At 68.4% G+C, this 24,810-nt stretch carries 24 protein-coding genes and 1 other RNA gene; 15 read left to right on the plus strand and 10 right to left on the minus strand.

Going from position 1 to position 24,810, the window contains the following annotated elements; translation table 11 throughout:
• The first annotated feature begins 35 nt into the window (after positions 1-35).
• Both ACJH7A_RS14860 and ACJH7A_RS14865 read left to right on the plus strand, forming a co-directional pair.
• Positions 36-398 (plus strand): DUF732 domain-containing protein, encoded by a 363-nt coding sequence (locus tag ACJH7A_RS14860; protein WP_406802219.1) that lies wholly within the window; start codon positions 36-38, stop codon positions 396-398.
• 16 nt (positions 399-414) lie between these two features.
• Positions 415-1,077, plus strand: coding sequence for a CAP domain-containing protein (locus ACJH7A_RS14865; protein WP_406802220.1), 663 nt, complete (start codon positions 415-417; stop codon positions 1,075-1,077).
• A gap of 84 nt (positions 1,078-1,161) precedes the next feature.
• Here ACJH7A_RS14865 and ACJH7A_RS14870 read toward each other — a convergent pair whose 3' ends face one another.
• Complete coding sequence (locus tag ACJH7A_RS14870; RefSeq protein ID WP_406802221.1) at positions 1,162-1,740, minus strand: helix-turn-helix domain-containing protein; 579 nt, start codon at positions 1,738-1,740, stop codon at positions 1,162-1,164.
• Between the two features lie 47 nt (positions 1,741-1,787).
• Between ACJH7A_RS14870 and ACJH7A_RS14875 the strand changes: the two genes are divergently transcribed.
• From ACJH7A_RS14875 to rnpB, 4 genes are all read left to right on the plus strand, one after another.
• A complete protein-coding gene (locus tag ACJH7A_RS14875) occupies positions 1,788-2,753 on the plus strand; it encodes an NAD(P)/FAD-dependent oxidoreductase (RefSeq protein ID WP_406802222.1) in 966 nt (321 codons plus the stop codon).
• Complete coding sequence (locus ACJH7A_RS14880; RefSeq protein WP_061003044.1) at positions 2,753-3,397, plus strand: bifunctional 2-polyprenyl-6-hydroxyphenol methylase/3-demethylubiquinol 3-O-methyltransferase UbiG; 645 nt, start codon at positions 2,753-2,755, stop codon at positions 3,395-3,397. Before ACJH7A_RS14875 ends, ACJH7A_RS14880 begins: the two co-directional genes overlap by 1 nt.
• Before the next feature lie 14 nt (positions 3,398-3,411).
• Entirely contained in the window at positions 3,412-3,762 is a 351-nt protein-coding gene (locus ACJH7A_RS14885; RefSeq protein ID WP_406802223.1) for a hypothetical protein, read from the plus strand.
• 26 nt (positions 3,763-3,788) lie between these two features.
• Positions 3,789-4,190: RNase P RNA component class A (rnpB, locus tag ACJH7A_RS14890), an RNA gene on the plus strand.
• Between the two features lie 5 nt (positions 4,191-4,195).
• On the opposite strand, the gene ACJH7A_RS14895 is transcribed toward rnpB, so the two are convergent.
• Entirely contained in the window at positions 4,196-5,701 is a 1,506-nt protein-coding gene (locus tag ACJH7A_RS14895) for a CHAD domain-containing protein (RefSeq protein ID WP_406802224.1), read from the minus strand.
• Positions 5,702-5,798: 97 nt separating this feature from the next.
• On the opposite strand from ACJH7A_RS14895, the gene ACJH7A_RS14900 reads away from it, so the two are divergent.
• Positions 5,799-6,578: an enoyl-CoA hydratase/isomerase family protein gene (locus ACJH7A_RS14900; protein ID WP_061009818.1), complete on the plus strand. Its 780-nt coding sequence runs from the start codon at positions 5,799-5,801 to the stop codon at positions 6,576-6,578.
• A 76-nt stretch (positions 6,579-6,654) separates the two neighbouring features.
• Here the strand turns inward: ACJH7A_RS14900 and panB are convergent, their stop codons facing one another.
• Positions 6,655-7,500 carry a 3-methyl-2-oxobutanoate hydroxymethyltransferase gene (gene panB / locus ACJH7A_RS14905; RefSeq protein ID WP_061005324.1) on the minus strand — a complete coding sequence of 282 codons (846 nt, stop codon included), beginning with the start codon at positions 7,498-7,500 and terminating at the stop codon, positions 6,655-6,657.
• Between the two features lie 162 nt (positions 7,501-7,662).
• Between panB and ACJH7A_RS14910 the strand changes: the two genes are divergently transcribed.
• The 7 genes from ACJH7A_RS14910 to ACJH7A_RS14940 all read left to right on the plus strand — a co-directional run bounded on the left by ACJH7A_RS14910 (position 7,663) and on the right by ACJH7A_RS14940 (position 18,196).
• Positions 7,663-9,066: a WS/DGAT/MGAT family O-acyltransferase gene (locus tag ACJH7A_RS14910; protein WP_406802225.1), complete on the plus strand. Its 1,404-nt coding sequence runs from the start codon at positions 7,663-7,665 to the stop codon at positions 9,064-9,066.
• Positions 9,067-9,124: 58 nt separating this feature from the next.
• A complete protein-coding gene (locus tag ACJH7A_RS14915; protein ID WP_406802226.1) occupies positions 9,125-10,639 on the plus strand; it encodes an alpha/beta hydrolase in 1,515 nt (504 codons plus the stop codon).
• 108 nt (positions 10,640-10,747) lie between these two features.
• Positions 10,748-12,289 carry an alpha/beta hydrolase gene (locus tag ACJH7A_RS14920; RefSeq protein WP_406802227.1) on the plus strand — a complete coding sequence of 514 codons (1,542 nt, stop codon included), beginning with the start codon at positions 10,748-10,750 and terminating at the stop codon, positions 12,287-12,289.
• An 82-nt stretch (positions 12,290-12,371) separates the two neighbouring features.
• On the plus strand, positions 12,372-13,715 hold the full coding sequence (glnA, locus tag ACJH7A_RS14925) for a type I glutamate--ammonia ligase (protein WP_406775014.1): 1,344 nt from the start codon (positions 12,372-12,374) through the stop codon (positions 13,713-13,715).
• Positions 13,716-13,743: 28 nt separating this feature from the next.
• Positions 13,744-16,704, plus strand: a complete 2,961-nt coding sequence (locus ACJH7A_RS14930) for a bifunctional [glutamine synthetase] adenylyltransferase/[glutamine synthetase]-adenylyl-L-tyrosine phosphorylase (RefSeq protein WP_406775015.1) — start codon at positions 13,744-13,746, stop codon at positions 16,702-16,704.
• A gap of 5 nt (positions 16,705-16,709) precedes the next feature.
• Positions 16,710-17,345: a PaaI family thioesterase gene (locus ACJH7A_RS14935; protein WP_346414663.1), complete on the plus strand. Its 636-nt coding sequence runs from the start codon at positions 16,710-16,712 to the stop codon at positions 17,343-17,345.
• Positions 17,342-18,196 carry a TIGR03619 family F420-dependent LLM class oxidoreductase gene (locus ACJH7A_RS14940; RefSeq protein ID WP_346414662.1) on the plus strand — a complete coding sequence of 285 codons (855 nt, stop codon included), beginning with the start codon at positions 17,342-17,344 and terminating at the stop codon, positions 18,194-18,196. The genes ACJH7A_RS14935 and ACJH7A_RS14940 overlap by 4 nt, the downstream gene beginning before the upstream one ends.
• Here ACJH7A_RS14940 and ACJH7A_RS14945 read toward each other — a convergent pair whose 3' ends face one another.
• The 3 genes from ACJH7A_RS14945 to glnA (ACJH7A_RS14955) all read right to left on the minus strand — a co-directional run bounded on the left by ACJH7A_RS14945 (position 18,197) and on the right by glnA (ACJH7A_RS14955) (position 20,755).
• Entirely contained in the window at positions 18,197-18,613 is a 417-nt protein-coding gene (locus ACJH7A_RS14945) for a DoxX family protein (RefSeq protein WP_346414661.1), read from the minus strand.
• 152 nt (positions 18,614-18,765) lie between these two features.
• Positions 18,766-19,092: a darcynin family protein gene (locus tag ACJH7A_RS14950; RefSeq protein ID WP_346414660.1), complete on the minus strand. Its 327-nt coding sequence runs from the start codon at positions 19,090-19,092 to the stop codon at positions 18,766-18,768.
• 226 nt (positions 19,093-19,318) lie between these two features.
• Positions 19,319-20,755, minus strand: coding sequence for a type I glutamate--ammonia ligase (glnA, locus tag ACJH7A_RS14955; RefSeq protein ID WP_073698180.1), 1,437 nt, complete (start codon positions 20,753-20,755; stop codon positions 19,319-19,321).
• Between the two features lie 168 nt (positions 20,756-20,923).
• Here glnA (ACJH7A_RS14955) and ACJH7A_RS14960 point away from each other — a divergent pair, with 168 nt between their 5' ends.
• On the plus strand, positions 20,924-21,415 hold the full coding sequence (locus tag ACJH7A_RS14960) for an RDD family protein (protein WP_212812119.1): 492 nt from the start codon (positions 20,924-20,926) through the stop codon (positions 21,413-21,415).
• A 68-nt stretch (positions 21,416-21,483) separates the two neighbouring features.
• Here ACJH7A_RS14960 and ACJH7A_RS14965 read toward each other — a convergent pair whose 3' ends face one another.
• Genes ACJH7A_RS14965 through ACJH7A_RS14980 form a run of 4 tightly spaced genes read right to left on the minus strand, consistent with a single transcriptional unit; the run spans position 21,484 to position 24,810 of the window.
• On the minus strand, positions 21,484-22,239 hold the full coding sequence (locus ACJH7A_RS14965; RefSeq protein ID WP_212812118.1) for a DUF4191 domain-containing protein: 756 nt from the start codon (positions 22,237-22,239) through the stop codon (positions 21,484-21,486).
• A gap of 15 nt (positions 22,240-22,254) precedes the next feature.
• Positions 22,255-23,187 carry a lipoyl synthase gene (gene lipA / locus ACJH7A_RS14970; RefSeq protein WP_020103549.1) on the minus strand — a complete coding sequence of 311 codons (933 nt, stop codon included), beginning with the start codon at positions 23,185-23,187 and terminating at the stop codon, positions 22,255-22,257.
• Positions 23,184-23,876, minus strand: coding sequence for a lipoyl(octanoyl) transferase LipB (gene lipB / locus ACJH7A_RS14975; protein ID WP_212812117.1), 693 nt, complete (start codon positions 23,874-23,876; stop codon positions 23,184-23,186). Before lipB ends, lipA begins: the two co-directional genes overlap by 4 nt.
• A 25-nt stretch (positions 23,877-23,901) precedes the next feature.
• Positions 23,902-24,810 carry a TIGR01777 family oxidoreductase gene (locus tag ACJH7A_RS14980; RefSeq protein WP_212812116.1) on the minus strand — a complete coding sequence of 303 codons (909 nt, stop codon included), beginning with the start codon at positions 24,808-24,810 and terminating at the stop codon, positions 23,902-23,904.

The following is a 24,810-nucleotide window of genomic DNA, read 5'->3' on the forward strand; positions in this document are numbered from 1 at the left end:
TGGCTCATATCGCAATTCGATCCGATGTGAGCGCCATGATTCGACGCTGGACCTGTGGGCTGCTCGCGGCGGCGACGCTGGCCGTCCCGGCGGTATCCGCGCCGTCGGCTCATGCCGATGCGACGGCGTATCTGATCGGTGTGACCGTGCGACCGGGCTACAACTTTCCCAATGCCGATGCGGCACTGGGCTATGGCTACGGCATCTGCGACAAGGTGGCGGCCGGCCGACCGTTCGCCGAGGTGATGGACGACGTACGAGGCGATTTCGGCACCGACGACGACTATCAGGCGTCCTACCTCGTCTCACAGGCCGTCAACGAACTGTGCCCCGCGCAGATCTGGCAGCTGCGCAACTCCGCGGCGCACTACCAGTCACCGCCCGGTGTTCACCCCTGATGCAAAGGAATTCACGATGAGGTGTCGGCCGCTGGTGATGTCCGCGTTGACCGTCGTGCCACTCAGCGCGGCGCTGTGCGCGCCGCTGGCGCACGCCGACAACGGCAACACCCTCATTCCGAACAACAAGCGGCTCAACGATTCCGTCGTGTCGAACGTCTACACCGTGCAGCACCAGGCCGGTTGTACCAACGACATCGCCGTCAACCCGCAACTGCAGCAGGCCGCCGCGCGGCAGGCCCGGGACATGATGGCCAACCGGGACCTGGACGGGGACATCGGTTCTGACGGATCGACGCCGCAGATTCGGGCCGAGCAGGCGGGCTACCGCGGTGGCCCGGTGGCGCAGACGGTGGCCACCAACCCGGCGCTCGCGATCAGCGGCGTCGAGCTGATCAACCAGTGGTACTACGACCCCGTCATCAAACAGATCATGTCCAACTGCGCCAACAACCAGATGGGGGTGTGGTCCGAGAACAGTCTGGACCGCACCGTCGTCGTCGCCGTCTATGGCCAGCTGCCCGAGCCGCCGCACCGCGACGAGAAGGAAGGCGGCGGCAACAACGGCTTCGACCCGAGCCCCGACTACGACGGCAGCGACGAAGTCGAGCATTTCTTCAACTGGTTCCCCTGGATCCTGCGCGGCGTCTTCCCGGCACCGGCGTACCCGGCGAACTAGGGCTCTTGTATCGCGAGTGTGCGCGCAGAGCGAGAAAATCGCCGAACTAGCGATCTGAGTGCACATTCGCGGGGCGAATCCTGCTCAGTTGCGCACGTGCAGCTTCTCGCCGTGCGGCCCGAAGATGGCGATCGCCTCGACCGGGCCGTCGACGGTGCCGAACCAGTGCGGTGTCCACGTCGAGAACTCCACGGCCTCACCGGGTTTGATGGTGAAGTCGCGTTCGCCCAGCAGTAGGCGAAGGTTCCCCGACAGCACGTAGAGCCACTCCTGGCCGTCGTGCACCGGCAGCTCGACGGGTGGCGTCCGGCGCCGGGTGCTCACGCGGATCTTGAAGGTGTGCAACCCGCCGGCCGGCCCGCCGCGGGTGAGCGGCCAGTAGGTGACGCCGTCCCGGCTGTGTGACGCCCCACGGACCCGCGGGTCCTCGGCCTCTGGTGCGCGCATGAGTTCGTCGGTGCTGATCGACAGTGCCGCGGCCAGCCGGGGCAGGTGGTCGAGTGCGAACCGGCGCTTGCCCGATTCCAGACGGCTCAACGTCGAGACGTCGATATCGGCCGCGCGCGCAACATCTTCCAGCGTCATGCCGCGTTGCGTGCGCAGTTCCCGAAGTCGCCGCCGGACCCGCGCCTCGATGTCGTCGTCCTCGGGGTTTGCCTGCATGGCAAATCAGCTTGGCATTTTCGCCGGCGCCCGGCAAGGTCGGTGTCATGAACAACGAATGGGAATGCGCCATCGTCGGTGGCGGCGCGGCGGGGCTGAGCGCCGCCCTGGTGCTCGGACGCGCGCGCCGGCGGACGCTGGTCATCGACGCCGGCGAGCAGAGCAACCGCGCGGCCCACGGGATCGGGGGCCTGCTGGGACAGGATGGACGGCCGCCTGCCGAGCTGTACGCCGACGGCCGCCGTGAGCTGACCAAGTACCCGTCGGTGCAGGTCGTCGAGGGGGAAGTCACCGGTGCGACGGCGCAAGAGGGCCCCGCGTTCCGGCTCGAACTCGCCGACGGCTCGGTGCACCACGCCCAGCGGGTACTGCTGGCCGGCGGCATGCAGTACGACGCTCCCGACATCCCGGGGTTGAACGAGCACTGGGGCCGGGCGGTGTTCCACTGCCCGTTCTGCCACGGCTGGGAAGCGCGCGACCAGGCGCTCGCCGTCCTCGCCGACGGCGACCGGGCCGTGCACATGGCGCTGATGCTGCGCGGCTGGACCGGCGACGTCGTCGTCCTCACGAACGGGCCCTCCGGCCTGGACGACGACCAGAACCGTGCCCTGGCCGACGCCGGTGTGCCGGTCGACGAACGCAAGGTCGTCGAATTCGCCTCGCGCAATGGTGAATTGGCTGCCGTGGTGTTCGCCGACGGCGACGAACTCAAGCGCGAGGGCGTGCTGGTGGCCAGCGCGTTGCGGCAGCGGACCGACCTGGCGACGCAGCTCGGTGTGCGGATCGCCCCGCCCGGCCCGGTCGTCGTCGACGCCGTCGGGGTCGACCCGATGCAGCGCACGTCGGTGCCCGGCGTCTTCGCCGCGGGCGACGTCTGCGCTCAGATGCCCCAGGTCGCGGCGGCGATCGCCGCCGGTTCCGCCGCGGCCGCCGCGATCGTGCAGAGTCTGCTGCACGACGAGTTCGGCCTACCCGTCATGCCCTGGCCCCACTTCGATGAGCAGGAGAATTGATGTCCGCGACTGAAACGCCCCAAGAACAATCGCCGCAAGAACACTGGGAAGGCCGGTACGCCGAGAAGCCACAGATGTGGAGCGGCCGGGTCAACGCCAACTTCGCGAAGATCGCCGGCGGCTTAACCCCGGGCCGCGCTCTCGACCTGGGATGCGGCGAAGGTGCCGACGCGATCTGGCTGGCCACCGCGGGCTGGCAGGTGGTTGCGGTCGACATCGCCACCAATGCCCTCGATCGGGCCCGCGCCGCGGCCGTGGACAGGGGAGTGGCCGAGCGAATCGACTTTCAGCACCACGACCTGTCGCACAATTTCCCGGCGGGCAGCTTCGATCTGGTATCGGCGCAGTTCCTGCATTCCACAGTTCATCTGGAGCGCCGGCAAATACTGCAGCAGGCGTCAGCGGCCGTCGCTCCGGGCGGCACGCTGCTGATCGTCGACCACGGTGAGGCGCCGCCCTGGGCGTCCCAGCACATCCATGACCACCACTTTCAGTCCGCGGACGAGGTCGTCGCCGAGCTCGATCTGCCTGACGACGGCTGGCAGGCGCAGCACGTCGGTACTGTGGAACGCGAGGCGATCGGCCCTACCGGCGAACCCGCCGTTTTGCGGGACAATCTGATTGTCCTGCGCCGCACGCACTGATCGGAGGTCACCAGGTGGTCAAACACCGGCTCGACTTCCGGCTGGCCGCGGAGTCGATACTGTTGGTGACCGCCTGCGTGTGCCTGCTGTTCGGTGGTCACCAGGCGGTTCAGCTCCTGACCGACGCGATGGGCAACTCGCTGGCCACCTCCGGCGACTGGTCGCTGGGTCCGGCTGCCGCGCTGCTGGTGTACGGACCGCGGCAGGTGTGGTCGGAGTGGGCGATCACGGTGCCGCTGATCCTGGTGCTGGGCATCGGCCTGGCGCTCGCCCGCACGCATCGGGACGGGCCGCGCTGGCTGGAACAGGTGCTCTTGGCGTACGGCGCGGTCGTCGTCCTGGACTCGTTGGTCGCGGCGCTCTGACCAGCTGATATGGTGGTCGACGCGGACGAGTTGGCCGGGCGGCCGCGGGACCGGAAGGTTTCGAGGAAAGTCCGGACTTCACAGAGCAGGGTGATTGCTAACGGCAATCCGAGGTGACTCGCGGGACAGTGCCACAGAAAACAGACCGCCGTCTGAGCCTGGTGCGAAGACGGTAAGGGTGAAACGGTGCGGTAAGAGCGCACCAGCATTCCGGGTGACCGGAGTGGCTAGGTAAACCCCACCCGAAGCAAGGCCAAGAAGGCCGCAACCTGGTTGCGGCCCGCGCAGGTGCCCGAGGGCTGCTCGCCCGAGCCTGCGGGTAGGCCGCTCGAGGCACCCGGCGACGGTGTGCCCAGATGGATGGTCGCCGCCCCGGCACCAGTGATGGTGGCGGGGAACAGAATCCGGCTTACAGGCCAGCTCGTCCGCCCCGCTACTTCTTCACCTTGCGCATCGCGCGGGCCAGCGCCTTGAGCGACGCGTCCAATTGCAGCCGGGCGTACTCGGCGACCTCGGCCTCCTGCTGGTACAGGATGCCGTAGGTGAAGGTGTCCTCGCCCGCGGCATGGGCGGCCTCGGCCTGCTGGACCAGATGTCCGCGGCTGACGTAGCTGTCCTGGTGGTCGCCCAGGAGCGTCTGGATGTCCTTGGCGCAGTCGGCCACCTTCGACTCGCCCATGGCGGCAGCGGTGTAGCGAAGCCGCTTGGCGCCCTTGCGGATTCGGTGCAGCGCTTCCTCGCTGTCCTCGGCGCCCTCGGCTTCCGCCGATTCGGCCCGCCGCACCGACTTGCGGACGCGGCGGTAGGCGCCGCCGACGGTCACCGGCTTGGCGTCCTCGTCGGCGGTGGCCGGCTGGGTGTTGTCGACGACGATCGCGTCGAGCGCGTCGAGCAGCCGGAAGTACCGCTCCGACCGCATGGCCGTCAGCGACCGGCGCAGCCCGGACTGGTAGCGCCGCTGCGAGCCCTCGACGAGGCGCTCGCGCACCTGCCCACGAACCAGCTCCGGCGCCAGCCCCTTCAACGCGTCGTCGTACCGCATGGCGAGCACCTCGGCGTCGCGCGCCGTGCCCAGTACGGCGGCCAGCAGTTTCAGCTCGTCGAGCACCCACTCACGCTCGCCGAGATTCCCGGTCTCCTGCAGCAGGCTGCGGATCTTGCGGATGGTGACCCGCATCTGGTGCACCGAATCGAAGGCGTCGGCGCGGACGGCGCGATCCCAGTCGATCAACTCGGCGATGTGTGCCGCGATGGCGCGGTGCACCTTGTCCGTCGGCTCGGGCGCCGCCTGGGGCGCGTCCCCGCCCCGCGCCGCGGCGAGGACCTTGGCCAGCTTGGACCCGTGCCCGGCCGGCTGCGCGCCCGCGTCGAAGAGGCGGTTGGCCAGCCGGTCGAGCACCTCGGGACCCGAGTCGGCGGCCTCCGAATCCGCGCCGACCAGCTCCAGCTCCCACTCGCGCCAGTTCTGCAGCGACCGGCCCGCCGTGGCGGTGACCCGGTCGTCGCAGAACTCGGCCAGCTCGGCGTCGTCCGGCGTGTAGAGCATCGAGACGGTGCGCTCGGTCTCGATGCGGGCGACGGGCTGCAGTGAGCGGTCGCGCACGATGGCCAGCACGATGTCGCGCAGTTCGTCAGGCACGCTCTCGCGCGCCGCGGTGATCGGCAGCCGCACCTCGGTGCGGGCGTCGGCGCCGGCGGGCAGCTTCAGGTGCCAGCCCGCATCGGTGCCGCCGGTGCGCCGGCGCAGGGTGATCTTGTGCGCCGCCAGGCCATGATCCGGAGTGTCGAAGTACACCGCGTCGAGGTGCGCGACGGGCAGTTGCTCGACCCGGCCGACGGCGGACAATCCGTCGAACGACGGGGACACCGTGCTGTCGACCACCGCGAACTTGCGTTCAATCTCGGTGTGGCGGGACGGTTTACGCTTGCCAGCGGCCATGTTCACCTTCATTTGCGACCCGGGACGGGCAGTACCAACGCTGCCATTAGGGTGCCATATCGCGGCGCGGCACCCGCTGCCGATAACGTCTTGAAGCGTGACCGAATTCGAGACACTGAAGTTCGCCCAGTCCGGTGCCGTCGTGAATATCGTGCTCGACCGGCCCGAGGCGGCCAACGGCATGAACGACGCGCTGACCCGCGACCTCGCGAAGGCTGCCGCGCTGTGCGACACGGCCGGCGTGAAGGTCGTCACCCTCACCGGCGCCGGCCGGTTCTTCTGCGCCGGCGGCGACCTCAAGGCGATGGCTGCCGCCGAGGACCCGGGTGCGTTCGTCAAGGGCATCGCCGACGACCTGCACCGCGCCATGTCGACGTTCGCCCGTATGGACGCCGTGCTGATCACCGCCGTCAACGGCGTCGCCGCCGGGGCGGGCTTCCCGCTGGGCGTATCCGGTGATCTGGTGCTCGCCGCCGAGTCGGCGTCGTTCACCATGGCGTACACCAAGGCCGGCCTGAGCCCCGACGGCGGATCGTCGTATGTGCTGCCGCGGTTGATCGGCCTGCGCCGGACGCAGGAACTCATGATCACCAACCGCGTGCTGAAGGCTGCGGAGGCCGCCGACTGGGGCCTGGTCACGCGCGTCGTGCCCGACGCCGAACTGCCTGCCGCGCTCGACGCGCTGGCCGCCGAGGTCGCGACGCAGCCCGGCGGTTCGAACGCCGCCGTCAAGCAGCTGCTGCTGACCACCTACGGCGCCGACTACGAGACCCAGCTGGAACGCGAGGGCCGGCTGATCGCCAAGTGTGCGTCGTCGGCCGACGGCAAAGAGGGCGTCGGCGCGTTCGTCGGCAAGCGCAAGCCGGAATTCGCGTAGGGATATCCCGCGACAAGACGCAAAACTGCCCTTCTTCTCGAGAAGAAGGGCAGTTTTGCGTCTTGTCGCGGCTGACTCAGTAGGAGTGTTCCTCGGCCGGGAACACGCTGGACGCCACCTCGGCGGCGTATTGCCGTGCAGCACGGCCCAATTCGGCCCCGACGTCGCCGAAACGCTTGACGAACTTGGCGGTCTTGCCCGCCGTCATGCCCGCCATGTCCTGCCACACCAGCACCTGCGCGTCGCAGTTGGCGCCGGCGCCGATGCCGACGGTCGGGATGGTCAGCTTGCCGGTGATCTGGGTGGCCAGCTCTGCCGGCACCATCTCGAGTACGACGGCGATGGCACCGGCCTCGGCGACGGCGATGGCGTCGTGGATGGTCTGGTCGCCGGCCTCACCGCGGCCCTGGACCCGGAAGCCGCCGAGCCCGTTGACGCTCTGCGGGGTGAAACCGATGTGGGCCACGACGGGGATGCCGGCCTGGGTCAGTGCGGCGATCTGCTCGACCATCCGCTCACCGCCCTCCAGCTTGACCGCGTGGGCGCCGGTCTCCTTCATGAAACGGGTCGCCGTCGCGAGAGCCTGCTGCGGGCTCGCCTCGTAGCTGCCGAACGGCAGATCAGCGACCACCAGCGCGTGCGGGGCACCCTTGACGACCGCGCGGGCCAGGGGGATCAGCTCGTCGATGGTGATGGGCAGCGTGGTGTCGTAGCCGTAGACCACGTTGGCCGCCGAATCGCCGACCAGCAGGACGGGAATCTCGGCGTCGTCGAAAATGCGGGCTGAGGAGTAGTCGTAGGCCGTGAGCATCGCCCACTTGTGGCCTTCGGCCTTCCATTTCGCCAGGTGGTGGGTACGAATCTTGGTGCGCGGGGTCGTACAGACAGACTCCGGGGCAGCGCCGTAAACCTGATCAGACATCGTCGTCCTCAAATGTGTTGGTCGGTACGAACCTCGAGGCCCATATCGGGTCCCCGGGACGTTTGACGCCGTCAAGTCTGCCACCACCGCACCCCCAAGGTGAACGACACATGAAGTGGAATGCCTCACATTGGGTAATCCGGGCCGCCTACGATCACGCCCATGCCCGGATACCAACGGCTCAGCGGACTCGACGCCAGCTTCCTCTATCTGGAGACCGCCGTGCAGCCCCTGCACGTGTGCGCGATGCTGGAACTCGACGCCGCCACCATTCCGGGTGGCTACACGTTCGACAAGATGCGCCAGATGCTCAGCGAGCGCATCGCGGCCATGCCGCAGTTCCGCGAGAAGCTGGCCGACTCGCCGCTGAACCTCGACCACCCCGTGTGGGTCGAGGACCCGGATTTCGACATCGACCGGCACGTCCACCGGATCGGGCTGCCGGCCCCGGGCGGCCGTGTCGAACTGTCGGAGATCTGCGGCCACATCGCCGCGCTGCAACTGGACCGCAGCCGCCCGCTGTGGGAGATGTGGGTGATCGAGAACATCGCCGGCACCGACGCCCACGACGGCGGCCGGCTGGCGGTGATGACCAAGATGCACCACGCCGGCATCGACGGCGTCACCGGCGCCAACCTGATGTCGCAGCTGTGCACCCTCGAGCCGGACGCACCGGCGCCCGAGCCGGTCGCGGCCGCCGGCACCGCCTCCGAACTCGAGATCGCGGTTGGCGGCGCGGTCAAGTACTTCACTCGGCCGCTGAAGCTGGCCAACGTGCTGCCCTCGACGGCTACGACCGTCATCGACACCGTCCGCCGCGCCGCCAAGGGACTCACCATGGCGGCGCCGTTCGCCGCACCCAAGACGGCCTTCAACGTCAACGTCACCGCGCACCGCAACGTCGCCTTCGCGCAGCTGGACCTCGCGGACATCAAGACCGTCAAGAACCACTTCCACGTCAAGGTCAACGACGTGGTGCTGGCGCTGGTGTCGGGCGCGCTGCGGCGCTACCTGGCCGAGCGCGACGCGCTGCCGGAATCGACCCTCGTGGCCATGTGCCCGGTGTCCGTGCGCGACAAATCCGACCGCCCGGGCCGCAATCAGGTATCCGGCATGTTCGCCAAACTCGAAACCACCATCGAAGACCCGGCCGAGCGCCTGCGGGCCATCGCCGACTCGAGCACCGTTGCCAAACAACACAGTTCGGCCATCAGCGCGACGTTGCTGCAGGACTGGTCGCAGTTCGCCGCGCCGTCGGTGTTCGGCGCCGCGATGCGGGTGTTCGCATCGACGGGCCTGGCCGAGGCCAAGCCCGTGCACAACCTCGTCGTCTCGAACGTGCCCGGTCCGCAGGATCCGCTGTACATGCTCGGCGCCGAGGTCAAGGCGATGTACCCGCTGGGCCCGCTGTTCCACGGCTCCGGGCTCAACATCACCGTGATGTCGCTCAACGGCACGCTCGACGTCGGCCTGATCTCCTGCCCGGAACTGGTTCCGGACCTGTGGGACATGGCCGACGAGTTCGCCGCCGCGTTGGACGAACTGGTTGCCGCCGCCACCGTCTGACGGCGCGCGGCAACGCCCTCATCAGGTCAGACCAGCGCACATGGCACCATGGTCGACCATGAACCTCAGACGGGGGAGTCTCGCCGCAGCAATGGTGCTCGTGATGGCGACAGGCTGCAGCCAGGTGATCGACGGACGCGCCACCCGCGCGGTGCCGAAGCCGGGCGCGCCCCTGCAGTGGTCGCCGTGCCAGACCACATCCCCGGACTCGCAGTCGCGCATCCCCAAGGGGGCCGAGTGCGCGATGCTGTCGGTGCCCGTCGACTACAGCAAGCCCGACGGCGACGTCGCGCAGCTGGCACTGCTGCGGATCAAGGCGACCGGCGACAAGATCGGGTCCCTGGTGATCAACCCCGGCGGTCCGGGGGAGTCCGGCGTCAGCGCGGCGGTGTCGTTGCTCAACAACATTCCCGACTCGGTGCGCCAGCGTTTCGACCTCGTCGGCTTCGACCCCCGTGGCGTCGGGTCCTCCAAGCCCGCGGTGTGGTGCAACTCCGACGCCGACAATGACCGGCAGCGCGCCGACCCGCAGGTCGACTACTCGCCCGCCGGTGTCGCGCACATCGAGTCCGAGACCAAGGCGTTCGTGCAGCGCTGCGTCGACAAGATGGGCAAGGAGTTCCTCGAGAACGTCGGGACCGCCAATGTCGCCAAGGATCTGGACGCCATCCGGGCCGCGCTCGGCGACGACAAGCTGACGTACCTCGGTTACTCGTACGGCACCCGGATCGGCGCCCAGTACGCCGAGGACTACCCCGACAAGGTGCGCTCGATGATCCTCGACGGCGCCGTCGACCCCAACGCCGATCCGATCGAGGCCGACATCAACCAGGCCGCCGCGTTCCAGACCGCGTTCAACAACTACGCCGCCGACTGTGCCACCAACCCGGACTGCCCGCTGGGCACCGACCCGGCCAAGGTCAACGACGTCTATCACAGTCTGGTCGACCCGCTGGTCCAAAAGCCTGCTCCCACAAAGGATCCGCGCGGTCTGAGCTACAGCGACGCGTTGGTCGGCACCATCCTGCCGCTGTACTCACCGGCGATGTGGAAGGACCTCACCGCAGGCCTCACCGAGCTGGCGGGCGGCCACGGCGACATCATGCTGCGGCTCGCCGACGCCTACATGGGTCGCGATGCCGACGGCCACTACGACAACTCGACCGACGCCCGGGTGGCGGTCAACTGTGTCGACGAACCGCCGATCACCGACCGCGCCAAGGTGATTGCCGAGGACAAGCGCACCCGCGAGGTGGCGCCGTTCATGAGCTACGGCCAGTTCACCGGCGACGCGCCGCTCGGCACCTGCGCGTTCTGGCCCGTGCCGCCGACGTCGAAACCGCACGAGATTTCGGTCAAGGGCCTGGCGCCGACGCTGGTGGTCTCGACGGTCCACGACCCCGCGACGCCGTACCAGGCCGGCGTGGACCTGGCCAAGGAGCTCGGTGGCAGCTTGCTGACGTTCGACGGCACGCAGCACACCGTGGTGTTCCAGGGCAACAGCTGCGTCGACGAACACGCGGCCGGCTATCTGGTCAACGGGACCGTGCCCGAGGCGGGCGCGAAATGCTGATTCGCGAAAAGTCCGGTGCTGCCGGGAGATAACTGTTCGGTCACCGTCTGATTGCCGGGTTGTCTCCCTCCGGAACCAGGCTTCGGCTGGGCTGCGCGCCGTGCGACCATGTGTGCCATGTGGCGGGCGGGTGGTCGTGGACGACGGTGTGCGGTAGGGGTCGTCGGATTGCTGGTGGCCATCAGCGCCGCGCCGGGATCGGTCGCGCACGCGGCCCCCGAATCGCTGCAGTCCTACTACGAACAGGCGCCGGCCTGGGGCAGCTGCGAACCCGTCATCGGTGACACCACGGACCTGCCGACAGCGCGGTGCGCCAACATCAGCGTCCCCGTCGACTACGCGGATCCGCAAGGGCCACAAGCGAAGCTGGCCGTCATCCGGGTCCCGGCCTCGGGCCCGCGCCTCGGCGTGCTGCTCGTCAACCCCGGTGGTCCGGGAGCGTCGGCCGTCAACACCGTCGCGGGCATGGGCGCCGTCCTGTCCGACACCGAGATCGGCCGCAGCTTCGATCTCGTCGGCTTCGACCCGCGCGGCGTGGGGCATTCGACGCCGCAACTGCGGTGCCGCAGCGACGCCGAATTCGACGCCAACCGCCGCGACCCCATGGTCGACTACAGCCCGGCCGGGGTGGCGCACATCGAGGCCGTCAGCCGCCGCACGGCGCAGGACTGCCTGCAGCAGATGGGCAGCAGCTTCCTGGCCAATGTCGGAACCGCCTCGGCGGCAAGGGATATGGACGTGGTGCGCGCCGCGCTCGGTGAGACGCAGATCAACTATCTGGGCTTCTCCTACGGCACCGAGCTGGGTGCGGCCTACGCCGAACGGTTCCCGGACCGGGTGCGCGCCATGGTGCTCGACGGCGCCGTCGACCCCAATGCCGATCCCGTCACCGAGAACCTGCTCCAATTGGCCGGATTCCAAACGGCTTTCAACGACTATGCGACGGACTGCGCGCAGTCCGTCGGCTGCCCGCTGGGCAACGACCCGACGCAGTTCGTGGCGCGGTACCAGCAGTTGGTCAATCCGCTCGCCGTGCGCCCGGGCCTGACGTCCGATCCACGGGGCCTGAGCTACTCCGACGCGATCACCGGCACCATCAACGCGCTCTATACGAAGAAGTACTGGAAGTTTCTGACCAGTGGGCTGATCGGACTGCAGCGCGGCGGCGACGCCGGCGATCTGCTGCTGCTGGCCGACGATTATCAGCACCGTGATCAGAACGGGCACTACGCGCCCCTGCAGGACGCGTTCACCGCGATCCGGTGCGTCGACGCGCCGTTCCCGACCGATCCCGCGACCTGGGCCGCCGCCGACCAGCGCGCGCGCCAGCTGGCGCCGTTCATGAGCTACGGCCAGTACACCGGCTACGCGCCGCGCGACGTCTGCGCCATGTGGCCGGTGCCCGCGACGTCCCGCCCCCACACGCCGGCGTCGCCCGGCCCGGGCAAGGTCGTCGTCGTGTCCACCACGCACGACCCGGCCACGCCGTATCAAGCCGGGGTGAACCTGGCGCGCGAACTGGGCGCCTCACTCATCAGCTACGAGGGCACCCAGCACACCGTCGTGTTCAACGGTGACCGGTGCATCGACACGGCCGTGGTGGCGTTCCTGACGCAATCCGTGCTGCCGGCGGCGGGATTGCGGTGCTGACCTGAGCGTCTCACCAGCGAAACATGCCGAACAGAGTCCACTTGGTAACACGGATTTAACAGCTGCTGCCTACGCTGCGGACATGGATCGCCAGAAGGAATTCGTGCTGCGCACGCTGGAAGAACGCGACATTCGCTTTGTCCGGTTGTGGTTCACCGACGTGCTCGGATACCTCAAGTCCGTGGCGATCGCGCCGGCCGAGCTGGAAGGCGCCTTCGAAGAGGGCATCGGCTTCGACGGATCCGCCATCGAGGGCTTCGCCCGCGTCTCCGAGGCCGACATGGTGGCCCGCCCGGATCCGTCCACGTTCCAGGTGCTGCCGTGGACCACCAAGAGCACCGGCAAGCACTACTCGGCCCGCATGTTCTGCGACATCACCATGCCCGACGGCTCGCCGTCGTGGGCCGACTCGCGGCACGTGCTGCGCCGGCAACTGGCCAAGGCCAGCGATCTGGGCTTCTCCTGCTACGTGCACCCGGAAATTGAGTTCTTCCTGCTGGAGCCCGGCCCCAACGACGGCTCGGTGCCGGTCCCGGCCGACAACAACGGCTACTTCGACCAGGCCATCCACGACTCGGCCCCCAACTTCCGCCGGCACGCCATCGAGGCGCTCGAGTCCATGGGCATCTCCGTGGAGTTCAGCCACCACGAGGGCGCACCCGGCCAGCAGGAGATCGACCTGCGGTACGCCGACGCCCTGTCGATGGCCGACAACGTCATGACCTTCCGGTACCTGGTCAAGGAAGTCGCGATCAACGAGGGCGTGCGGGCCACGTTCATGCCCAAGCCGTTCAGCCAGTACCCGGGCTCGGCGATGCACACCCACATGAGCCTGTTCGAGGGCGAGACCAACGCCTTCCACAGCGCCGACGATCCGCTGCAGCTGTCGGACGTCGCGAAGTCCTTCATCGCCGGCATCCTGACGCACGCCAGCGAGATCAGCGCCGTCACCAACCAGTGGGTGAACTCCTACAAGCGGCTGGTGCACGGCGGCGAGGCCCCGACCGCCGCGTCGTGGGGTGCGGCCAACCGCTCCGCCCTGGTGCGGGTCCCGATGTACACGCCGCGCAAGGCCTCGTCGCGCCGTATCGAGGTGCGCAGCCCCGACTCGGCATGCAACCCGTACCTGGCGTTCGCGGTGCTGCTGGCCGCCGGCCTGCGTGGCATCGAGAAGGGCTACGAACTGGGGCCGCAGGCCGAGGACAACGTCTGGAACCTGACGCCCGAGGAGCGTCGCGCGATGGGCTACAAGGAGCTGCCGAGCAGCCTCGGTGTGGCGCTGGCCGAGATGGAGAAGTCTGAACTCGTCGCCGAGGCCTTGGGGGAGCACGTCTTCGACTACTTCCTGCGGAACAAGCGCAGCGAGTGGGAGACCTACCGCAGCCACGTGACACCGTTCGAACTCAAGGAATACCTGTCGCTGTGACGCCGTGATGGTGCGCTAACGTCGGGTGGTGCCCAACCCCGCGACGCAGCGCCCCACACAGCCCAGCGTCGGGCGCCTCGGGTTGGTGGCGCCCACGGCGCGGGCGGACCTCGACCGGCTCGGCTGGAACACCGACGCGCACGTCCCATTGTTGTGGTCGCTGTCGCGCGCCCCTGACGCCGACAGCGCCCTGCGCGCCATGGTGCGCATCGCCGACGCCCTCGAGGGTGACTGGGCCGAGCTCAGCTCGCTGCTGGTGACCGACACGGCCCTGCGGGGCCGGCTGTTCGCCGTGCTGGGGTCGTCGCTGGCCCTGGGTGATCACCTGGTGGCACACCCCGCTTCGTGGCGACTGCTGCACGGTGACATCACGTTGCCGTCGCGCGCCGAGCTGCTCGAGGACTTCGAGCGGCTGGCATCCGAAGTCGCCGGTACCCCAACGGCTTCCGCGGTGCTGCAGACCTACTACCGGGACCGCATCCTGGTGCTGGCGGCGCTGGACGTCGCGCCGACGGTCGAGAACGAGCCGGTGCTGCCGTATGTCACCGTGGGGGAGCACCTGTCCGACCTGGCCGACGCGGCGCTCGCGGCGGCACTGGTCGTGGCGACCCGCACGGTGTGCGGCGACGAGCCCGGTCCCCGGCTCGCGGTCATCGCAATGGGCAAATGCGGTGCGCGCGAACTGAATTACGTCAGCGACGTCGACGTCATCTTCGTGGCGGAGACGGCGGACTCGGTGACCACCCGGGTGGCCGGCGAGATGATGCGGTTCGCCGGCGAGACCTTCTTCGAGGTCGACGCGGCGCTGCGGCCCGAGGGCAAGGCCGGCCAGCTGGTCCGCACCCTGGAGTCGCACGTCGCGTATTACCAGCGCTGGGCCAAAACCTGGGAATTCCAGGCGCTTTTGAAGGCCCGCGCGGCCGTCGGTGACGCCGAGCTGGGCGAGCAGTACATCGACGCGCTGATGCCGATGGTCTGGACTGCTTGTGACCGTGAGGATTTCGTGCCCGACGTGCAGGCCATGCGGCGCCGCGTCGAGGATCTCGTGCCCGCCGGGGTGCGTACCCGCGAGCTGAAACTGGGCAAGGGTGGCCTGCGGGACGTCGAGTTCGCGGTGCAGCTGTTGCAGCTCGTGCACGGCCGCAATGACGATTCGCTGCACGTCGCCTCGACGGTCGACGCATTGGCGGCGCTCGGCTCCGGCGGTTACATCGGCCGCGACGACACCGCGAATCTCACTGCGTCCTATGAGTTCCTGCGGCTGCTTGAGCACCGGCTGCAACTACAGCGACTCAAGCGCACCCACCTGCTGCCCGAGGACGGCGACGACGAGGCGTGGCGCTGGCTGGCGCGCGCGGCGCACATCCGGCCCGACGGTCAGCACGACGCGCTCGGCGTCCTGCGCGAGGACCTGAAGCGGCAGAACATGCGGGTGTCCCGCCTGCACGCCAAGCTCTTCTATCAGCCGCTGCTCGAAGTGGGAAACCAGTTCGGCCCGAGCCTGACCACCGCCGCGGCCGAAAGACAGTTGGCCGCACTGGGTTACGAAGGCCCGCAGAGCGCCCTGACGCACCTCGCCGCGCTGACGAGCGCCAGCGGTCGCCGCGGCACGGTGCAGCAGGTGCTGCTGCCGACGCTGCTGGACTGGCTGTCGGACACCCCGGATCCGGACGCGGGCCTGCTGGCGTACCGGCGGATCAGTGAGGAACTGGGGGACCAGCGCTGGTTCCTGTCCACCCTGCGTGACGAGGGTGCCGTCGCCAAGCGGCTGATGCGGGTGCTGGGCACGTCGGCCTATGTGCCGGAGCTGCTGATGCGGGCGCCGGAAGTCCTGCAGCAGTACGCCGACGGTCCGCAGGGGCCGAAACTGCTTGAAGTGGAACCGGATGCGGTGTTCCGCGCGCTGGTCGCCTCGGCCGGCCGGCACGCCGACCCGGTCCGCGCCATCGCCGCGGCACGCACCCTGCGCCGTCGCGAACTGGCGCGCGTGGCGTCGGCCGACCTGCTGGGGCTGCTGCCGGTGGTCGACGTCTGCAAGGCGCTGACCTCGGTGTGGGTCGCGGTGCTGGAGGCCGCGCTCGATGCGGTGATCCGGGCACGCTCGGGACCCGCCGGCCCGCCGGCGCGCATCGCCGTCATCGGCATGGGCCGGCTCGGCGGCGGCGAACTGGGCTACGGGTCGGACGCCGACGTGATGTTCGTGTGCGAACCCGTCGAGGGCGCGGCCGGGGCGGACGAGTCCGCCGCGGTGCGCTGGGCGATCGGGGTCGCCGAACAGGTGCGGACGTTGTTGGGGCAGCCCAGCAGCGACCCGCCGCTGGAGGTCGACGCCGGGCTGCGGCCGGAAGGCCGCAACGGCTCACTGGTGCGGACGTTGGCGTCCTACGAGTCGTACTACGCACAGTGGGCGCAGCCGTGGGAGATTCAGGCCCTGCTGCGGGCCCACCGCGTGGCGGGGGACCTGGAACTGGGTGAACGATTCCTGCTGATGGCCGACAAGACCCGGTACCCGCCCGGTGGCGTCTCGGCGGACGCGGTGCGCGAAATCCGGCGCATCAAGGCCCGCGTCGACGCCGAGCGGTTGCCCCGCGGCGCCGACCCGAACACCCACACCAAGCTGGGCCGCGGTGGCCTGGCCGACGTGGAATGGACCGTGCAGTTGCTCCAATTGCGTTATGCGCACCAGGTTCCCACGTTGCACAACACCTCGACGCTGCAGACGCTGGACGCCATCGAGGCGGCCCAGCTGATCGAGGGCGACGAGGCGGACATCCTGCGGCAGGCCTGGCTGACCGCGACCCGCGCGCGCAACGCCCTGGTGCTGGTGCGCGGCAAGCCGACCGACCAACTGCCCGGTCCGGGCCGTCAGCTCAACGCGGTCGCGGTGGCGGCCGGGTGGCCGAGCGGCGACGGCGGCGCCTTCCTGGACAACTATCTGCGCGTGACCCGTCGTGCCAAAACCGTGGTGCGCAAGGTGTTTGGGGAGTAGGCAGCGTGAGTGATTTTCCGTTCGACGTGATCAGCGATGCGGAATACGAGCGTCAGCTGGCGGTGTACCGACCGTTCACCGATGCGGTGCGCAGGCTGATCGACGCCGGCATCCGGACCGGTGTCGACGAGGCCACCATCGCCGAGGCGCAGGCGGCGATCGAATCGGTCACCGACCGGCTCGTGGCGGTGCAGCACAACAGCACCTCGACGCTACGGAACGCGGACACCGGACGGCCGCTGGCCTACACGAATCCGGCTGTGGGCGTGCGCAATGCGATTGCCCCGCCGATGGAGATCCACCACGAGGGCGGGCAAGGGGACGGCCGGTGCTGGGCCGAGTTCGAACTGGGCCTGCCCTACGAAGGGCCGCCCGGCCTGGTGCACGGTGGCATCTGCGCCCTGGTGCTCGACCACATTCTCGGGGAGGCGGCCAGTGACGGGCTGACCAAGCCCCATTTCACGGGGACCATCACGTTGCGGTACGTGCGGGGGACCAAGCAGGGGCCGGTGCGGGCCGAGGCCTGGATCGACCGTGTCGACGGCGTCAAGACGTTCGCCCGCGGCACGCTGTCCGATGTCGACGGTGTCAGCGTGGAGGCCGACGGCATCTTCATCAGGCCCTCCTGGGCGCGCGAGTGAGGTTCTACGTCTCCCTGGCATTCCTCGACATCAGCGAGGTGACCGAGATCGCCCGGGCCGCAGATGATCTCGGCTACGACGGCATCGCCATCCCGGACCACGTGGTGAACCTGGAGACGCTGAGCACGCCCTACCCGTACACACCCGACGGGCAGCGGCGCTGGCAGCCGTTCACGCACTGGCCGGACCCGTGGGTGCTCGTCGGTGCCCTGTCGCAGGTGACCAGCCGCGTGAAATTCGTGACGACGGTGTACATCCCGGGGATGCGTGACCCGTTCTCGGTCGCGAAGTCGGTCGGGACCGCGGCCTGTCTGTCCGGTGGCCGCGTGGAGTTCGGTGTCGGTGTGGGCTGGTGTGCCGACGAATTCGCCTTGATGGGGCAGGCTTTCGAGCGCCGCGGCAAGCGCACCGACGAGATACTGGAGCTGATCCGGCAGCTGTGGCAACCGGGCTGGACATCGTTCGACGGCGAGTTCTACCAGGTGCCGCGGCTCGAGATGGAGCCGACGCCGCCGCCGGTGCCCATCTACGTCGGCGGGCTCAGTGAGATCGCCCTGCGCCGGGCTGCGCGCAACGACGGCTGGATCGGCGACTTGATCACCACCGACCAGGCCATCGCCGCGGCGACGCGGGTGCGCGAACTGCGGGTCGAAAACGGTTTACCGCTCGAGGGTTACGAGATCCTGACACCGCTTGCCGACGCCTATCTGCCGGAGCATTTCGAGCGCGCCGCGCGGGCCGGCATCACCGGCAACGTCACGATGCCGTGGATGTTCTACAGCGGTCCGACGGCCACGCTGGCCGAGAAGATCGACGGACTCAAGCGGTTTCGCGTGGACCGGGGCCTGTAACTAGCGTTTGCGCAGCGCGTCCAGCGCGATGGCGCCACCGCCGGTGAACACCAGCAGGAACAGCGCGAAGCAGTAGAGCACCGCCGGCTCGCCGCCATTGGCGATGGGCAGCAGGCCCTTCGGCTGGTGCGCCATGAAGTAGGCGAAAGCCATTTCGCCGGAACCGATGAAGGCCGCGATGCGGGTGGCCAGACCGGTGAACACCAGGATGCCGACGATCAGCTCGATGGCGCCGGCGTACCAGCCCGGAAAACTACCGAAATCCGGTGCGGCCATGCCGGGATTGGTGTCGACGGGCCACTTGAACAGCGTGGTGGCGCCGTGGAGCGTGAACAGGAAGCCGATGACCATCCGGAACACGGAGAGCACGATGGGAGCTACAGCGTCGAGCCGGGATTCGATGTCAGTCTGAGCCATGGCGACATCATATGAGGTTCCTGTGACGCGCCAGGTGCTGCGAGATTGCGGAATGGGAGCAAATTCTCGCGATTTGCCTCACAGCGCCGCGGCGACGGGTGCTGAGCCACCGGGCTGCCCCTCCCCGGAGGGAGAGGCAACCCGGCTACCGGTCATCCGATAGCGGCCCGGCCGTAGTTGTCCGCGTAGGCATTCGCGACTCCGGGCAGGATTTCGACGATGGCGAAATACCGGTCCCACAGCGGTGTTTCGCGCAGCTCTTCGACCGCCAGCTCATACTCGTGCGGGTCTGCGGCCGTCAGCATCCAGACATCGGTGACCCGGGCGGTGTAGAACTCCGTGTCGTACCACGTGAAGTTGACCGCCTTGTGGCGATCGAGGATCGGCTGCAGATGCAGCGTGAGTTCGTCGAACCGTTTAGCGACCGGGAAACCGAGCCACTCGGGGTTGGTCTTGACCAACAGGAAAACCGTGAACATGGGCGAACCTCATTCTCTCGCTTGTGAATAGGGCTGGAGAGAAACGAAAAAGGCCAACGAATCTCTCCGTTGACCTGTGAGGTTGTCAGCACCGCGAGCAGTGACGCTCGCGATGGTTAGGCTACCGTACTTGTTCGCGGTGGGCAAGCGGGCACCCCCGACGTCGTCACCCCGATACAGAACTGCCCCTCTCCCGGAGGAGAGGGGCAGTTCGTGTGCTCGCGACTCAGCAGTCGTAGTAGAGCGAGAACTCGTACGGGTGAGGGCGAATCTGCACCGGCAGGATCTCGTTCTCGCGCTTGTACGAGATCCAGGTCTCGATCAGGTCCTCGGTGAACACGCCACCCTCGGTGAGGTAGTCGTGGTCTTCCTCGAGCTTGTCGATGACGCTGGCCAGCGAGGTCGGGGCCTGCGGGATGTTGGCGGCCTCGTCCGGCGGCAGCTCGTAGAGGTCCTTGTCGACCGGGGCCAGCGGCTCGATCTTCTTCTTGATGCCGTCGATACCGGCCATGAGCATCGCCGAGAAGGCCAGGTACGGGTTGCCCGAGCTGTCCGGGCAACGGAACTCGAGGCGCTTGGCCTTCGGGTTGTTGCCGGTGATCGGGATACGCACACACGCCGAGCGGTTGCGCTGGCTGTACACCAGGTTGATCGGGGCCTCGTAGCCCGGCACCAGACGCTTGTAGGAGTTCACCGTCGGGTTGGTGAACGCCAGCAGCGACGGGGCGTGGTGCAGGATGCCGCCGATGTAGTGGCGCGCCATGTCGGACAGGCCCGCGTAGCCGGACTCGTCGTGGAACAGCGGCTTGCCGTCCTTCCACAGCGACTGGTGGGCGTGCATGCCCGAGCCGTTGTCACCGAACAGCGGCTTCGGCATGAAGGTGACGGTCTTGCCGTTCGCCCACGCGGTGTTCTTGATGATGTACTTGAACAGCAGCACGTCATCGGCCGCGGCGAGCAGCGTGTCGAACTTGTAGTTGATCTCGGCCTGGCCGGCGGTGCCGACCTCGTGGTGGCCGCGCTCCAGGGTGAACCCGGCGTTGATCAGATTGGTCGACATCTCGTCACGCAGGTCGACATAGTGGTCGTACGGCGCGACGGGGAAGTAGCCACCCTTGGGGCGGACCTTGTAGCCGCGGTTGGGGGAGCCGTCGGCCTCGTAGGGCTCGCCGCTGTTCCACCAGCCCGACTCGGAGTCGACTTCGTAGAACGTGCCGTTGATCTTCGAGTCGAAGGCCACGGAGTCGAAGATGTAGAACTCGGCCTCGGCACCGAAGTACGCGGTGTCGGCGATGCCGGTGCTCTTCAGGTAGTTCTCGGCCTTGCGTGCGACGTTGCGCGGGTCACGGGAGTAGGCCTCACGCGTGAACGGGTCGTGCACGAAGAAGTTCAGGTTCAGCGTCTTGGCGGCGCGGAACGGGTCGATGCGCGCGGTGTTGGCGTCCGGCAGCAGCATCATGTCGGACTCGTGGATGGACTGGAAGCCGCGCACGGACGAACCGTCGAACGCGAGGCCGTCTTCGAAAACGCTCTCGTCGAAAGCCGAAGCCGGGATCGAGAAGTGCTGGACAACACCAGGCAGATCGCAGAAACGGATGTCGACGTACTCGACGTTCTCGTCCTTGATCAGCTTGAAAATGTCGTCAGACGTCTTTTCTGCCACGTAAGTGATCTCCTTTACTGGTGTTACCCGCGGTTGAACCTAGGGACACGATGTTGCACGCCAATCAACCGTATGTTTCGCGGACGTTACGCGATCGGTGGTTCCTGGAACCGTGGGCCACCCGCCGCGCGGTTCGGTTGCATGAGCGCGCACGCCTATCCTGACACCATGGCAGGTGCTGATGAATTCCGGCTCGGTTCGTGGCTGTCCGGGCCCGAATCGCAGCGCCCCGTTGATGACTCCACGTACCCGGGTAAAGCCCTCGGCCTGCCGGAAACCGGCCCGGGTTCCCTCGCCCGATTCGGGCGCCGCTTCGCCGCGTTGTTGGTGGACTGGCTGATCTGCTACGGCCTCGGCACCCTGAGTGTGGTGTTCGGCGGATTGAGCGAATACGAATACCAATACGTCTGGCACGGCACACCCGCGGTGATCGCCTGGGTCGTCGTCGGCACGGTGTCGGTGCGGCTCTTCACCTTCACGCCGGGCCAGTTCGCACTGGGATTGCGCGTCGTGTCCGTCGGCCGGAGCCAGTACGTCGGCCTCGGCCGCGCCTTCGTCCGCATGCTGCTGGTGTTGCTGGCCGTGCCGGCGCTGTTCACCGACGCCGACGGCCGCGGGCTGCAGGACCGGCTGACCAACACCGCCGTCCTGCGCCGCTGACCGAAGCGATTTGTGCACGATTTTCCGCGGTCAGCGCGGAAAATCGTGCACAAATCGCAGGCGGCGGGCTACTTGCGACGCGCGGTGCGCTGCATGCCCTTCATCTTGGCGCCCGCGGGCAGCGGGCCCTTGGGCAGGCCGCCGGGGCCCAGCTTGGTACCGAGGGCGGCCAGGCGCGACTCGAGGGCGTCCATCTGCTTGGTGGTGATGTTGGCGGGCAGCTTGGTCAGGTGCCGTTCCAGCTTGGCCAGCGGCACCTGGTCCTCTTCGTTGCCGACCACGATGGTGTAGATCGGCACCTCGCCGACCAGTCGTGCGGTGCGCTTCTTCTCCTGCGCCAGAAGCGGTTTCAGGCGCTGCGGCGAACCCTCGCCGACGAAGATCACACCCGGCCGGCCGACCACGCGGTGCACGGCATCGAAGCTGCCGGTGGCGGCGACGCCCTGCGTGACGCGCCACTGGCCGCGCATGTTGTCCAGCGCCCAGGCCGCCGCGCCGGTCTGGCCGTCAGCCTTGCTGTAGACCGACTTCTGCGCGCGTCGGCCGAAGATGATGAACGCGACCAGCGCGCCGAGCAGCACACCCAGGATGGGCAGCGTGATCCAGCTGAAGATGCCGCCGGAGTACGCGGCCATCGCGACGGCGAGCCCCACGATCAGGACGAACGCGCCGATCATGTACGGCAGCAGCCGCTTGTCCTCTTTGCGCTGAATCTGGAACGCCTGCCAGAGCTGGGCTCGGCGCTGCTTCGAAGCGGCCTTGCGCGCCGCCTTCGCCTCGGCCTTCGCGGCCTTCACAGCGGCAGGATTGGTGGTCTTCGCCATGCCACCAGGATAGATTCAGGAAACCGGTGGCCGTAACCGGGCAGCCTGGGCGTACAGCTTGCCGGCTCGGTAGGACGACCGGACCAGCGGTCCGGCCAGGACACCGGCGAACCCGAGACCCTCGGCGAACTGCTGGTGCTCGACGAATTCCTCCGGTCGCACCCACCGCTCGACGGGGTGGTGCCGCGGCGACGGACGCAGGTACTGCGTGATGGTGACGATGTCGCAGCCCGCGTCGTACAGGTCCTGCAGGGCCACCCGGATCTCCTCGGGCGTCTCACCCATACCCAGGATCAGGTTGCTCTTGGTCACCAGGCCGTAGTCGCGGGCGGCGGTGATGACGCCGAGGCTGCGCTCGTAGCGGAACGCCGGGCGGATGCGCTTGAAGATGCGCGGCACGGTTTCGACGTTGTGCGCGAACACTTCTGGACGTGAGTCGAAGACCTCTTCGAGCAGTGCGGGCACACCGTTGAAGTCGGGCGCCAGCAGCTCGACACCGGTGTTCGGGTTGAGCGCGTGGATCTGGCGGACGGTCTCGGCGTACAGCCAGGCGCCGCCGTCGGGCAGGTCGTCGCGGGCCACGCCGGTGATGGTGGAGTACCGCAGGCCCATAGTGTGCACGCTCTCGGCCACCCGGCGCGGCTCGTCCCGGTCCAGGTCGGCGGGCTTGCCGGTGTCGATCTGGCAGAAGTCGCAGCGGCGGGTGCACTGCTCGCCACCGATCAGGAAGGTGGCCTCGCGGTCCTCCCAGCATTCGTAGATGTTGGGGCAGCCGGCCTCTTCGCAGACGGTGTGCAGGCCCTCGCGCTTGACCAGGCTCTTGAGGTCCTTGTACTCCGGGCCCATCTTGAGCTTGGTCTTGATCCACGGCGGCTTGCGCTCGATGGGCGTCTCCGCGTTGCGGACCTCCAGGCGGAGCAGCTTGCGGTTACCGGGATCAACGCTCATGGTGTCGATGTTAGTGCCGCGGCGCCGAGCGCCTTGACGGACGGAGCGCCGAGTACCTCGCACACTGCCTCGGCCACCCGGTCGATGACGTCCTCGGGCGTGATCTCGCGGCCCAACTCCTTCGTCAGCGACGTGACGCCCGCATCGGCGATGCCGCACGGGACGATGCCGCCGAACGCCGTCAGGTCGCAGTTGCAGTTCAGCGAGAAGCCGTGCAGCGTCGTGCCGCGGGCGACGCGGATGCCGATGGCGGCGATCTTGCGTTCGGGCCGCAGGTCGTCGGCCGGCAGCCAGACACCGGACCGGCCGTCCACCCGGATGGTCTGCAGGCCCAGGTCGCCGCACACCGTCATCAGCGCATCCTCGAGCAGCCGAACGAATCTCACGACGTCGAGCGGCTGTGCCAGGCCGATGATCGGGTAGCCCACCAGCTGCCCGGGGCCGTGCCAGGTGATCTTGCCGCCGCGGTCGGTGTCGATGACGGGGGTGCCGTCGACCGGCCGCTCGTGCGGTTCGGTGCGGCGGCCGGCGGTGTAGACGGGCGGATGCTCGAGCAGCAGCAGCGTGTCGTTGCCGCGCTCGTCGGAGCGGGCGGCGGCGAGCTCGCGCTGCAGCTCCCAGGCGTCGTTGTAGTCGATGGTGCCGAGGCGGCGCACGTCGATCGGGCCGCAGGCAGATCGGATCGTCACTGAACTGACGCTACGCCTGCCGGAGTCAGGCCGCGTTGGGGGCGGTGACGTACGACAGCGCCTCGCCGATGGTCCGCTGGTGGAACTCGAAGCCGGCGTCCTCGAGCGCGGCCGGGATGGCCCGCTGGCCGCCGAGCAGTCCCTCCTCGGCGAACTCGCCGAGCGCGGCCCGCAGCGCGAAACCGGGCATCAGCAGCGGGGTGGGGCGGTGCAGTGCCCGCCCCAGCGCCTCGGTGAACTCGCCATTGGTCACCGGCGCCGGGCCCGTCAGATTCAGCGGGCCGGACAGGTCGTCGTGATTGAGCGCGAACAGCAGGGCCCGCACCTCGTCCTCGAGCGTGATCCACGGCATGTACTGGCGCCCACTGCCCAGCCGGGCACCGAGGCCGAGCCCGAAGACCGGGCGGAGCCGAGCCAGCATGCCGCCGGCCGGTGCCAGCACGAGGCCGGTGCGCGCGAGCACGACGCGGACGCCGGCGTCGGCGGCCGGCCGGGTGGCGGCCTCCCAGTCCAGACAGAGCCGGGCCAGGAAGCCGGTGCCGGCGGGGGATCGCTCATCGGCGATGCGGTCGCGCGTATCGCCATAGAAGCCAACGGCACTGGCGTTGATGAGCACGGGCACCCCGGCGTCGACGACGGCGTCGGTCAGCACCTCGGTCGGGACGATCCGGCTGTCACGCAGGCTCTGCTTGAACGCTCCCGACCAGCGGCGCGCCCCGATGCTCACGCCGCACAGGTTGACCACGGCATCGACGTCACGCAGCGTGCGCCAGTCGAAGTCGCCGGCGTCGGGGTTCCAGTACACCTCGTCGGCGTTGGCCGGCTGCCGGCGCACGATGCGCACCACCCGGTGGTCGGTCGCGCGCAGCGCCGACACCAGTGCGGAACCGATGAGTCCCGACGAGCCCGCGATGGCAATGACCGCGTGCGCCAT

Origin of the sequence: Mycobacterium sp. SMC-17, assembly GCF_045310915.1 — a bacterium.
In the GTDB taxonomy this organism is placed as follows: domain Bacteria; phylum Actinomycetota; class Actinomycetes; order Mycobacteriales; family Mycobacteriaceae; genus Mycobacterium.